Source organism: Companilactobacillus suantsaicola (assembly GCF_004745525.1).
GTDB classification, from domain to species: Bacteria; Bacillota; Bacilli; order Lactobacillales; family Lactobacillaceae; genus Companilactobacillus; species Companilactobacillus suantsaicola.
Map to the genome: position 1 here is coordinate 34,698 of NZ_RKLY01000009.1, position 13,789 is coordinate 48,486.

8 protein-coding genes are annotated in these 13,789 nt (G+C 36.1%); 6 read left to right on the plus strand and 2 right to left on the minus strand.

Features of this window, described 5'->3' with window-relative positions; translation table 11 throughout:
* The first annotated feature begins 136 nt into the window (after positions 1-136).
* From EGT49_RS04850 to EGT49_RS12450, 3 genes are read left to right on the plus strand one after another with little or no spacing between them, the layout of a single operon-like run.
* Positions 137-3,106 carry a type I restriction endonuclease subunit R gene (locus tag EGT49_RS04850; RefSeq protein WP_135372069.1) on the plus strand — a complete coding sequence of 990 codons (2,970 nt, stop codon included), beginning with the start codon at positions 137-139 and terminating at the stop codon, positions 3,104-3,106.
* Positions 3,107-3,111: 5 nt separating this feature from the next.
* On the plus strand, positions 3,112-4,719 hold the full coding sequence (locus EGT49_RS04855) for a type I restriction-modification system subunit M (RefSeq protein WP_135372071.1): 1,608 nt from the start codon (positions 3,112-3,114) through the stop codon (positions 4,717-4,719).
* Entirely contained in the window at positions 4,712-5,941 is a 1,230-nt protein-coding gene (locus EGT49_RS12450) for a restriction endonuclease subunit S (protein WP_167849756.1), read from the plus strand. Before EGT49_RS04855 ends, EGT49_RS12450 begins: the two co-directional genes overlap by 8 nt.
* A 44-nt stretch (positions 5,942-5,985) precedes the next feature.
* Here EGT49_RS12450 and EGT49_RS04865 read toward each other — a convergent pair whose 3' ends face one another.
* On the minus strand, positions 5,986-6,912 hold the full coding sequence (locus EGT49_RS04865) for a site-specific integrase (protein WP_135372073.1): 927 nt from the start codon (positions 6,910-6,912) through the stop codon (positions 5,986-5,988).
* An 87-nt stretch (positions 6,913-6,999) separates the two neighbouring features.
* Positions 7,000-8,145 (minus strand): restriction endonuclease subunit S, encoded by a 1,146-nt coding sequence (locus EGT49_RS04870; RefSeq protein ID WP_135372075.1) that lies wholly within the window; start codon positions 8,143-8,145, stop codon positions 7,000-7,002.
* Between the two features lie 267 nt (positions 8,146-8,412).
* On the opposite strand from EGT49_RS04870, the gene EGT49_RS04875 reads away from it, so the two are divergent.
* Genes EGT49_RS04875 through mutL form a run of 3 tightly spaced genes read left to right on the plus strand, consistent with a single transcriptional unit; the run spans position 8,413 to position 13,787 of the window.
* On the plus strand, positions 8,413-9,216 hold the full coding sequence (locus EGT49_RS04875) for a TIGR00282 family metallophosphoesterase (RefSeq protein ID WP_135372077.1): 804 nt from the start codon (positions 8,413-8,415) through the stop codon (positions 9,214-9,216).
* Between the two features lie 12 nt (positions 9,217-9,228).
* Positions 9,229-11,841 carry a DNA mismatch repair protein MutS gene (gene mutS, locus EGT49_RS04880; RefSeq protein ID WP_135372079.1) on the plus strand — a complete coding sequence of 871 codons (2,613 nt, stop codon included), beginning with the start codon at positions 9,229-9,231 and terminating at the stop codon, positions 11,839-11,841.
* A gap of 14 nt (positions 11,842-11,855) precedes the next feature.
* A complete protein-coding gene (mutL, locus tag EGT49_RS04885) occupies positions 11,856-13,787 on the plus strand; it encodes a DNA mismatch repair endonuclease MutL (RefSeq protein WP_135372081.1) in 1,932 nt (643 codons plus the stop codon).
* Positions 13,788-13,789: the final 2 nt, after the last annotated feature.

The following is a 13,789-nucleotide window of genomic DNA, read 5'->3' on the forward strand; positions in this document are numbered from 1 at the left end:
TCGCTTTTTTGTATGCAATAAAAGAAAAGTGGGTAATCTAATGACTAAAACTCTGGAACTGCGTAAGTTCTACAGTTAAACTGGACATAATAGGATTTTTATATAGTTTTTTAATTGACAAAGTGAGGGAGAAAATATGGCTCTGTACAAAACGAAAGGGGAACTAACTTTTGAAAAAGAGTTCGTTGAAACTCTGACTCAAAATGGATGGACGTATAACAAAAAATTAGATAATGCGACACCAAAAGACTTAGAGAATCATTTTCGTGAAATACTAAATCAAAATAACTACAGTGCTTTAAATGGGGTAAAGATAACAGACACCGAAATGAGTGAAATTATGCGAAATATCGGTGGGAAAACCCCAACTGAAATGAATGAGTTTTTAACTGGAAATTATGAATCTGTACTCAATATTGCTCGAGAGAATCCGGAATTGGGAACAATGGATTTGAAATTATTTTGGCGCGATGCGATAGCTGGTGGTCAAATGCGTTACGAAGTTATCAGACAAGCAATCAGACCCGGAAAAGAAGATTCTCCAGAAAATGTTAATCGACGTTTTGATGTAACGCTATTGTTTAATGGCCTACCATTAATTCAAATTGAAGAGAAAAAAGTCGATGTCAGTATCAAAGAAGCATCTAATCAAATCGTGAAGTACAAGTCTGAACATAAGTATGATGGGCTATTTTCAGCCGTACAAATTTTTGTGGCTTTAAAAGAAGATACGGCCCGCTATTTTGCTAATGAAAAAAGTGCTGATTTATTTAATAATAAATTCTTTTTTGAATGGTTAGATAAGAAAAACCATCCAGTACATAACTGGAAACAATTTACAGAAGATTTTTTGAGAATTCCTATGGCACACAATTTGATTAGTAATTATACCGTTGCTGACGGGGATGCTTTAAAAGTTTTGCGTCCTTACCAAATTCATGCAGTGAATGCTGTTCGTGAAGCTTTTTCAAAGCATGAGGATGGTTATGTCTGGCATGCTACCGGTTCTGGCAAAACACTTACAGCATATAAAATAGCAACTTTACTACAGAGAAATCCTAATAATCAAGTGATTTTTTTATCTGATAGAAAAGAATTAGATAATCAATCAGGAAAGAACTTTAGCAAATTCTCTAGTAATAGTGACGATACTATTTTTGAAACTAATAATACTGGAGAGCTAATCAGACGACTTAGAAGTTCAAAACCTGGTGTTATAACGACAACTATTAATAAGATGAAAATAGCCGTTGAACGAAATGAAGAAGCTATCAACACTGGTCATAGAGAACCTTTAGTTAATGTGATGAAAAAACGCATGGTATTCATTGTTGATGAAGCTCATAGATCACAATTTGGTGAAATGCAGAAAGTTATTCGTCAGGCCTTTCCAAAACAAAATTGGTATGGATTTACGGGTACACCAATTTTTGAGTTCAATAAAACACCTCAAGATCAAACTACTGAAAGTCAATTTGGACCTGAACTTCATCGGTATAACATCGGGAATGCTTTAAGTGATGGTGCTATTTTGCCGTTTAATTCCGAATATGTCAGTTTAATGCAAGTTACGAATGAACGTACGGGTGATGAAGTAGAAGAAGAACAAATACCTGATGAGGCATATAACAGTGATGAAGAAATTGCGCAAAACTATCGTTTGAAAGTTGTGAAATGGATTATCAAGAATTGGCGTAGAAAATCAGAAAAGAATCAATTTAACGCCATTCTTGCAACTGTAGATATCAATCAGGCCTTAAATTACTATCGATTGTTTAAAAAGTTAGGGCAAGAAGGTAAGCATAATCTAAAAATTGCATTGACTTATTCCATTAATGAAAATGGTGATACTAATCAGAAACAACGTTCAGGATTAGCTGAAGCGATGAAAGATTATTCGATTCGATATGCTGGTTCAGAAACAGCTTTTTCTTTAGAGAACGTGGGTGTTTATATTGATGACGTTGCGAAAAGAACTGCTCGTACAGAAGCACAATATAAAAACTTGCCATCAGATAAGGAAATTGATTTAACGATTGTAGTTGCTCGTTTACTGACGGGATTTGATGCTCCAAGATTAAACACTTTGTATTTGGATAAATTACTGCAATATCAAGGATTGATTCAAGCATTTGCTAGAACTAACCGTGTCTATGATAAAAATAAAACGCAAGGAAACGTTGTTATGTTTAGAAGACCCAAATTAATGAGGGAACGAACTGAAGATGCGTTTGAAAAGTATGCAGGTGAGGGTTCATTTAAGAAAGTCTTTCGACCAGGATTCCACGAAATGGAAGATTCTTTTAAAGAATCTGTTAAAGATTTGAAAGAATTTACTCCTACGCCTGAAGTTGCTAATGATTTAACTAAAGGTACTGAAAAAGAACAAGTTGATTTTTTAAAGAAATTTAGGAACTTATCTAAAGAATTACAATACATTTCTTCTTATTCTGATTTTGATTGGGATGAGCATGCCGATGAATATGGTATGACTAGTGAGGAATTTGGTTATTTTCAAGGTGCATTTAAAAATATTAGGGATAATTTAAAACAACCTCCAGATAATGATTCAGATCCAATCTCGTTGAAGTACGACTTTGACGATGTAGTGATTACAGAACTTGTTATAGACAAAGAATACGTCTTAGGATTGGCAACTAAATACTTGTTGGACGTTGGAAATTTATTTGCGGCAGATGAATTTAATCAAGCAGCTGATAAATTTGCTAAAGCCGGAAATCGTCAAGAGGCTGAAAATATTCGTGAGTTTGTGTCTGAGGAAAGAAAACGTGGAGATATACCTGCAAATTATGATGCTAGAGCTAGTTATGCACTTCATCAAAGCAGAAAGAAGCAACAAAAAATAACTAAATTTGTCAATGAATATGGTCTTAATGAAGAATTATTTAATCGTTTGGTAACGGAATATGAGGCTACGGGTGAGTTCGGACATGAACAGGCTTTGAAACAAACAGCTGATATTAATGTCGCTAAAAATAATGGACATGAGTATCGAAATGTGTTGAGCTTTAAAGGTTCAGTTCAGCGTGCTTGGAGAAAATTCATCAAAGAAGATTTAGCACCATACATTGCAGGGGAGAAATAAAAAAAATGAGTGAAGATACATCGAAAACATTGGAACAAGCATTGTGGAATTCTGCTAATGCATTGAGAGGAACCATGGATGCAAGTGAGTATAAAAATTATTTGTTAGGTTTAATTTTTTATCGATTCCTCAGTGATATGACTTTAAAGACGGTTATGGAAGCGACTGGTGAAACTGGTGATCCGATTGAAGTTTATAAAAAATATTGGGATGAACAACAGGAAGATATTAAGAGTGAACTATATGGAGCTAATGGATATATCATTGAACCAAATGATTTATTTGATTCAATGGTTATTAGAATCCAGCATCATCAATTTCAAATTAGTGATTTGAAACAAGCCCTATTTAATGTTGAACAATCGGTAAAGGGACATTCTTCTGAAGAAGACTTTGAAGGCCTTTTTTCTGATATAGATTTAGATTCTAATAAATTAGGCAAAAATCCTAGTCAAACTATGAATGACGTTATTACATCATTAAAAGACATTAATTTTGACAATGGTCGTGATGTTCTGGGTGATGCATATGAATACTTGATTAGTGAATTTGCCTTGAGTGCTGGTAAAAAAGCTGGAGAGTTCTATACGCCAAGATCTGTTAGTGAAATTATCGCACGCATTGTTTCGATTGGTCATAAAGAAGGTGACACTCAAATACGTAGTGTTTATGATCCAGCTATGGGTTCGGGCTCTTTGTTGTTAACAATCGCTGATCAAGTGACTGATGATCAACCAATTAGCTATCATGGACAAGAGTTAAATAATACAACTTTTAATTTGGCTCGTATGAATTTGATGCTTCATGGAGTAAGTTATGAAGATATTTATGCTCGTAACGGAGACACGCTAGATGTTGATTGGCCTTCAGATGAGCCATATCAGTTTGATGCTGTGGCAATGAATCCACCATATTCTGCACATTGGGATAATAATCCCGGACGTTTGAGTGATCCTCGTTTCCGTGATTATGGAAAATTGGCTCCTAAAACAAAAGCTGATTATGCATTTCTATTACACGGACTATATCATTTGAAGCCGACTGGTACTATGGGAATTGTTTTGCCTCATGGTGTCTTATTTCGTGGTGCAGCTGAGGGAACTATTCGTAAAGAATTAGTAAATAAAAATCAAATTGACGCTGTTATTGGATTACCAGCTAATATTTTTTATTCAACAAGTATTCCAACTTTAATTATGATTCTAAAGAAAAATAAAACTAATGATGATATTTTGTTTATCGATGCCAGTAATGAATTTGAAAAAGGTAAGAATCAAAATAAACTAACTCAAGAGAATATCGATAAGATTGTTAAAACTTATGAGAATCGAAAAGATGTTGATAAGTATGCACATGTAGCATCAATTAAGGAAATTCAAGAAAATGAATACAATTTAAATATCCCTCGTTATGTCGATACTTTTGAACCTGAACCGGAGATTGACTTAGGAGATATTACTAAAGAGATTAAAGAAAATAATAAAAAAATTATGGAAAATAAAAATGAGTTGCTTTCAATGATGAAAGAACTCACTTCTTCTGATGAGAAAACTCAAAATGATCTTGATGATTTTATCTCTATGTTGAGTGACGAGGTGAATAACCATGGATAAAAAAATGGTACCTGAAGTACGTTTTAAAGGCTTTACTGACGATTGGGAACAGCACAAGTTAAAAAATGAATTATCTTTATTAAAGGATGGGACGCATGGGACTCATAAAAATGTAACAAACGGTCCATTTCTTTTAAGTGCAAAGAATGTTAAAAACGGGAAAATCATAATCACGGATGATGATCGAAAAATATCTTGGGATGAATATCATTCGATTCATAAAAAATTTGAATTAAAGAAGAACGATGTTCTATTGACAATAGTCGGATCAATTGGTCAGAGTGCAATACTAAAGAATCCCTATGGAGTTACATTTCAAAGAAGTGTTGCATATCTTAGACCCAAGACAATGATTCCGTACTTTCTTGAAATATTGATTCAAACAAATAGATTTCAATCGGATCTTAGAAGAAATCAGGTTGTATCAGCTCAACCAGGAATTTATTTAGGAGATCTTTCAAGATTTAACATTTTTTTGCCTGCAGATATCTCTGAACAAGAAAATATAAGCGATGTGCTATATAAGCTTGATGGAATTATAACTTTACAACAACGGCAGTTAGACCTATACACAAAACTAAAAAAAGGACTATTGCAGAAACTATTTCCTAAAGACGGGGAAAACGTGCCCGAGATTAGATTTGCTGATTTTCATGATGATTGGGAACTTCGTAAGTTAGAACAATTGATTGAAAAATTTATTGTTCCAATGCGGGATAAACCAAAAGAATTTAGTGGCAATATACCTTGGACTAGAATTGAAGATATAGAAGGTAAATATTTATCAAAATCTAAATCAAATAAATTTGTTTCTATGGAAACTATTAAAAAAATGAATTTAAAGATTATTCCTAAAAACTCTTTGATTGTTTCCATAAGTGCAACGTTTGGTGTTGTCGCAATAGTTACGAAGGATTTAGTTACGAATCAAACTTTTATTGGCCTTTTTCCAAAGAAAACAATAACTCTAGATTTCATTTATGCATTATTTCAAACCCCAAATGTAAGACATGAACTAAAAAGAGAATCGGCTGGATCAACAATTTTTTATATTTCAAAAGATAAAATCAAAAAAATGGAAGTAATAATTCCTCATTTAAAGGAACAAAAACAAATTGAAAAAATAATAATACATACTGATAATTTAATTATTCTACAGCGAATAGAGTTGGATAAACTAAAATCAATTAAACAATTTCTTTTACAAAAGCTTTTCATCTAACAAAAAAGGCAAACACAATAACCCAAATTATTGTGTTTGCCTTTTTACATTAGTTGAGCCATTTGACGCATTATTTTTTCACTATCTTGTGTTTCTAACTCTTGAATAATGTGTAAGTAAGTATCTTGGGTAGTAGTCATATTAGAGTGTCCAAGCCTTTTTGCAACACTAGCAATCGAAACGCCGGCAAACAAAAGAATTGAGGCGTGAGTATGTCTTAATCCATGAACGGTTATTACTGGAACTTCTGCTCGTTTACAGAGAACTGTTAAACGATTATTTATAGTTGAATTAAAAACTCTTTGTTTAATGAAGATAGGTTTATCTTTTGGCAAACCTTTAATCATTTGAGAAAACTGCATAGCAATTTGCCAATCCAATTGAATTTTTCTAATTGACGAAAAATTTTTGGTTGGTTGGAAATTTCCTATTGTTGATCGGTAATTCCAAGTTTTATCAACGTTCAACAATTGTTTGGAAAAATCGAAATCATTTGGCGTAATTGCTAGAGCTTCAGCAAACCGCAATCCTGTTTTTGCGACTAATAAAATGTACCAATCCCAGTTCAATTCTGTTCCCAAGTCGAGCTGCCGAATTAATTGCTGTAATTCATATTGATTTAAGAATTTGGGCTTCTTATTCCTAGGTTTTTTTCCCTTAATAATAATTTTTCGAGTCGGGTTCTGTTTGATTAATCCCTCGTCAACGGCATCCATAATCGCACTTTTCACTTGATGATGAAAATCCTTGGTTGTCTGTTTTTCATGTTCCAAAGCATAATCATTAATCAGTTTTTGGTAACTTCGACGATTCAAATCACTCAATTTTAATTCAGGAGCTAATTTAATGATCCACTTTAAACTCATGTAATACTTATCCAGTGTGACTGACCTAATTGCATTCACTTTGTACAACTCAATCCACTCTTCATAATATCTGTAAAATAATTGTGATGATTTAGTTCTGGACATAGAAAAAACCTCCGAATAATTTATATGGCATCTAATTTTGTGCCATTATTTATTATCCAGAAGTTGAAATTTAAAACATCAGTTTTGTTAAATAAATAGTTTTTGTAGAAGATATTTCTTTAGAATTTTCATTTCTTTTAATTTGCTTTGTTCAGATTCAATATAATTATCAATATTCTGCAATAAATTTCCAATTTGATTTTGTTCCTCATAGCAAGGTACTCGTATCGTTTGCTTTAGAAAATCACTTGAAACAAGATTTGTCATCATTGTTGCATGTGTAGTAGCTTTTCTAAGAATATCTCTCATGAACAATTCGTCATGTATTGCATATTTCCAATATATTAAACCATGAGAATCCAAATTAATTGGTCTAAATACATCAAATACATGTGAAACAATCCCGTCGCCAATTGTATTCTCAACGAATCTGCCAAATTTAAAATTTTTACTTTTGTTTCCTTCGAAAGCTATATCTCCAACTCTGAAAATATTATAAGTCTTCATATAATCGACTTTTGAATCCTGATTATCATTTTTGAAGTACATTTTTGCAACCGAAATGATCTTATCACTACCAAATGATAAATCATTTTTTTCAGTCTCTTTTTTATAAATTTCATTGAACTTATGATGTTCCCAATCATCATGAAAATCAGCAAATCTAATCTCGGGCACGTTTTCCCCGTCTTTAGGAAATAGTTTCTGCAATAGTCCTTTTTTTAGTTTTGTGTATAGGTCTAACTGCCGTTGTTGTAAAGCAATAATAACATCTAAATGTTTAAATAATATCCCTATATTTGTTTGTTCATTTTCTGACGCCGGAAATTTAATAATCATTTCTTTAAGGGCCGTTCCAGAAGTTAATGCTCTTGTCGTCATGGAACTTTTTTTGATCATCTCTTTACGAAAATGTTCTGTGAAAAAAATATAACTTTTAAAAAGATTGTTTAAAGGATCATCTCCAATAGCACGTCCTCGTAATACGAAGCCACTAAAAACTGTGCAATCAGGTACACCAAGCATTACAGATGGATAACCAATTTCATTAATCGTTTCAGACGTTCTAGTAAAGAAGATATCTCCCTGTTTAATTTCATGATTCTTTATCTCTTTTTCAGTCAGTGTCACACGTCCCATTAGCATGTCCGGCATCAAGATTCTATTGTGAAATACATCTACAAAATTTACTATTGGCACACCAGAACCAAAAAAAGCTTTTTCTTTGTTCAATCCATTTTTAAAATTATAAAACTCCCCTAACTTGTGCTGTTCCCAAAGATTAAATAAAAATAATGCATATTATAACTATTATCTAATTAATACTTTTATCCAAATAATAGTACAAATAATATGATTTTGAATATTTCAATTGAAAGGAAATTGCAACGCTTTCTCACATTAGATGACCAATTTTACCCGACCAAGCGTTCGCTTGGTCTTTTTTATTCTGGTTAAAATTGATACAATATCATAGGTAAAGATTGGGGATAAAATATAATGAAAATACTCTTCGTAGGAGATGTCGTGGGTTCTGTCGGCATTAAAGCTCTTGAAACGTATCTACCGGAAATTAAAAAGAAGGTTAAGCCACAACTAACCATTGTCAATGGTGAAAATGCGGCTGGTGGAAAGGGTACTAAAGAGCCGGACTATCAAAAAATCACTCGTGCTGGAGCTGACGTTGTTACGGGAGGAAATCATACTTGGGATAAGCGGGAAATTCTTGATTTCATCGATGATCCTAAGAAAAATATTTTGCGTCCGTATAATTTTCCTGGGAAAAATGTTCCTGGTCGAGGCTTCATCGAAATCAATGTCAACTCAAAGAAAGTTTACGTCATCAACATGATGGGAACGGCTTTGATGCGGGCAATTGATAATCCATTTTTAGCGGCCGACGAATTGTTAGCCAAATTGGATCAAGATGCGGTAAAATTTGTTGACTTCCACGCGGAAACTACTAGTGAAAAAATTGCTTTTGCTAATTACACCGTAGGACGAGTTTCAGCTGTCTGTGGAACGCATACCCATGTGCAGACTAACGATGCACAAGTTATCAACAAAGAGACAGCTTACTTGACTGATGTCGGAATGACCGGTTCATATGATGGGATTTTGGGCGATAAAAAAGAACCAATCATCAACAACTTTCTCACTCAAAGACCGAACAAATTTGATGTGGACGAGGATGGCCGCATGCAGATTGGTTTTTGCGTGATTGAAATCAATGATAAGACCAACAATGCTCGAAGCATTAAGAATTATGTCATTACACCGAACAATCAAACTTTTTTGAATTAATGGAGGGAATTCATGCCTCAAAAAACTAAAGAAACACCAATGATGGAGCAATATCTGGAGTATAAGAAACAATACCCAGATGCTTTTTTGTTATATCGAGTTGGTGACTTTTATGAAATGTTTTATGACGATGCTGTCAAAGGCTCGCAAATTTTAGAGTTAACGTTAACTTCTCGCAATAAGAAAGCGGATGAGGGTATTCCCATGTGCGGCGTTCCCCATCACGCAATCGAGGGTTACATTGATACCTTAGTTGACAAGGGATACAAGGTGGCAGTTTGTGACCAGCTCGAAAATCCAGCTGATGCGCAAGGCAAAATGGTTAAGCGCGGGGTCACTCGAGTTGTCACTCCAGGTACGATCATGGATAAGTCATCCCAAGCTAAGGACAATAACTACATCACCGCAATCACTTCAAATAGAAATGGCTTTGGTTTAGCTTACGCCGATTTATCCACCGGTGAAGTTAAAGTGACATCGGTTGATAATGAACTCGATTTAACTAACGAATTGCAAAACCTTGATACGAAGGAAACGGTTGTCTACGGCAAATTTCCGCAAAAGTATTTAGACCGGTTGCGAAAAATTGGTATTTTAATCTCGAAAATAGATGAACTAGAAGAAAATTACAGTTTCGATTTCTCCAATATCACTTCTGAAAATGAAGTATCCACCGTTAAGCTGTTGATAAGTTATTTGATCAAAACCCAGATGCGTTCACTTGACCATTTGAAGGCGGCCCAGTCATATGAAACTTCTTCATATTTATTGATGGATCACAGTGCTCAAAGTAATTTGGAACTGTTCAAAAATATTCGCACGAATAAAAAATCCGGAACACTCTTGTGGCTATTGGACGAAACTAAAACTGCTATGGGAAGTCGTCTGCTTAAACAGTGGTTGGCACGTCCTTTAATCAGTGTGGATAAGTTAAAACAACGCCAACAATTGGTGCAAGTTTTTCTCGACAATTACTTCCAACGTTCATCATTCCAAGATTATTTGACTAAGGTTTACGACCTGGAGCGATTAGCCGGAAGAGTTGCCTATGGAACAGTCAATGGACGCGATTTGATTCAATTGAAGACGTCCTTAGAACAAGTTCCTGAAATTAAATCGATTCTCTTAGATATTGGCGATGACAATTTATCAGCTTACGTTGAACAAATTGATGAAGTGGCTGATATTCGTGACTTGATTGACAAGGCGATAGTCGAAGAACCACCAATTTCCGTTACCGATGGCGGTTTGATCAAGGAAGGCTACAATGACCAACTTGACCAGTATCTCGACGCATCGAAAAACGGTAAGCAATGGTTAGCAACCTTGAAAGCTAAGGAACAAGAATCGACCGGTATCAACAATTTGAAGATCGGTTACAACAAAGTTTTCGGCTATTACATCGAAGTTAGCCGCGGCAATATCGACAAGGTGCCTGAAGACCGTTACACGAGAAAGCAGACACTGGTCAATGCCGAGCGCTATATCACGCCAGAATTAAAAGAGAAGGAAAACTTGATCCTCGAGGCTGAAGAAAAATCTAAGAGTTTGGAATATCATCTCTTTGATCAAATCAGAAGCAAAGTTAAAAAACAGATCAGACGGATCCAAGCACTAGCTAACATTTTGTCACGCTTAGATGTCTTGCAAAGTTTTGCAGTCGTCAGTGAAGATTATCATTACGTGGCTCCTGAATTTGTTTCCGGACACCAGTTGGAAATAAAAGATGGTCGCCATCCGGTGGTGGAAAAAGTTCTCAGCAACAATTCCTACATCCCTAACGACGTCTTTTTCGACCAAGAAACCAACATCCTGTTGATAACTGGTCCAAACATGTCTGGTAAAAGTACTTACATGCGACAATTGGCTTTGATCGTCATTATGGCTCAGATCGGTTGTTTTGTACCAGCTACTAGCGCCAAGTTGCCAATTTTTGACCATATCTTCACTAGAATTGGGGCGGCTGACGACTTAATCTCTGGTGACAGTACTTTCATGGTTGAAATGCGTGAGGCTAATGATGCCTTGAAACATGCGACTGAAAATAGTTTGATCATCTTTGATGAAATCGGTCGTGGAACGGCTACTTATGATGGAATGGCGTTAGCTCAAGCTATCATCGAATACATTGACAAGAATGTTAAAGCGATGACGATGTTTTCAACTCACTATCACGAATTGACCGAGTTGGAGAGTCAGTTGCCGGGAGTGAAAAACGTTCACGTTGACGCTTCTGAAGAAAATGGCGATTTAGTCTTTTTGCACAAGGTTTTACCCGGACCAGCGGATAAGTCTTACGGAATCCACGTGGCTAAATTGGCCGGTTTACCGGATGAAGTTTTAACTAGCGCAAGTAAAATTTTGTCAGGCTTAGAAGGTAATTCCGTTCACACAACTTTGTCAGAAAGTATTCATGAACCAGCAGCACAAATACAGGCACAACCAAGCGTGACACCGGTTGAGGATGAAACACAACTTTCGCTTTTCCCTGAGGAAAAACCTGTTAAAAAAGAATCAAAGAAAGAAAACCAAGTTATCAAAGAATTAACGAGTCAAGATTTAATGAGCGTCACACCAATTGAGGCCATTAATCTGCTCTACAAGTGGCAAAAGAAACTTAAGTAAAGAAGGTGGAAATAGTGGGAGTAATTCATGAGTTACCAGTCGAATTGAGCAATCAAATCGCGGCTGGTGAAGTTATCGAGCGTCCGGCTTCAGTTGTCAAAGAATTGGTGGAAAACTCGATTGATGCCAAAGCAACCCAGATCCTCATCACGGTTGCTCAATCAGGTTTAAAGTCAATTGAAGTTAACGACAACGGTAACGGAATCAACGCTGATGATGTTGAAGTAGCTTTCATGCCACATACGACGAGTAAAATCGCCAACGACCGAGATTTGTTCAATATCAAAACACTCGGCTTTCGTGGTGAAGCGCTGGCTAGTATTGCCTCTATTTCCAAATTGACAGTTCTAACGAGTACTGACGGTAAATCGGCTGTCCGGGCTAAGTTTTCGGGAAATGAATTAGTTAAGAAAGAAACTTTTGCACGTTCAGTCGGCACCACGATGTTGGTCGAAGATTTATTCTTCAATACTCCAGCCCGATTGAAGTATGTCAAATCATTGCATACCGAATTGAATCGGATTGTTGATATCGTTGACCGTTTAGCGATGGGGTATCCCGAAATCTCGTTTCGTTTGATTCATGAAGGTAAAGACTTAGTTTGGACTTCTGGTAATGACAACTTGCAACAGACGATTGCCGGAATTTATGGTCGGAGTATCGCTAGTCACATGTTCCAATTTGAAAATTCTGATCCAGATTATCAAATCAAAGGATTCTTTTCCAAACCTGATACGACCCGCTCAAATCGGTCTTACATTTCACTGATTTTAAACGGTCGTTACATCAGAAACTTTCAATTGACCAATGCCGTTGTTCGTGGATACGGTTCGAAACTGATGGTAGCTCGTTACCCAATTGCGGTGATCGACATCAAAATGGACCCGAGTCTAGTTGATATCAACGTTCACCCAACTAAACAAGAGGTGCGTTTGTCAAATGAAGGTCACATTGGTGACTTGATCAGCCAAGGAATCAAAGAACGTTTGTCCAAGCAAAACTTGATTCCCGATGCAGTGAAAAATCTCAATCGCAAACCGGTTGATACGTATAAGCCCGAACAGATCAGTTTTGAAGATGTTGAAACAATCGACAAAATCAGTGAGCCGTTGACACAAACTGAAGTTGCTCAACCAAAATCACAATCCGAGTTGGAATCAAAGGCAACTCAACAAACAGAACCAATTGAAAAAGAATTCGTCACACCGACTGACGGGATGCCGATTTTTAGTGATCCAGAGCATTTGAAATCGTGGGATGAACGCTTGAAGAAAGAAGCCCAGGTCAAAGTCGTCGAACATTCTGACCAAGCGCCAGTCAAGGAACCGCAACCGAGTGGTTTTCCGGATTTGCGTTACATCGGACAGATCCATGGAACTTATTTGGTTGCTGAAAGTAAGGACGGCTTTTATTTAGTCGACCAGCATGCAGCCCAAGAGCGAGTCAACTATGAATATTACCGCAAGGCAATAGGTCGCGTGACACAAGATCAGCAAAAACTACTAGTTCCGATTGTTCTCGATTATCCTAATTCAGAAAGTATCCTGATTCGTGAAAAAAAGCCAGTGCTAGAAAGTATCGGGCTGTATTTGGATGATTTCGGGCAAAACAGTTTTGTTGTCAACACGCATCCGACCTGGTTTGTTCAAGGTCAAGAAGAGTCGACTATCAAAGAAATGATTGACTATGTGCTAAATGATTCTAAAATCAGTGTGGCGAGTTTCCGTGAAAAAAATGCCATCATGATGAGTTGTAAGCGGGCTATCAAGGCTAACCATCACATCACGGACCAAGAGGCGATTTCGTTGTTGCACAATTTGACTAAGGCAGAGAATCCCTATAATTGTCCGCATGGTCGGCCAGTGTTAGTCGAGTTCAGCAACAAGGACCTCGAGAAGATGTTTAAAAGAATTCAAGATCCGCATGATACCAGAGAAAGTGAGTAATT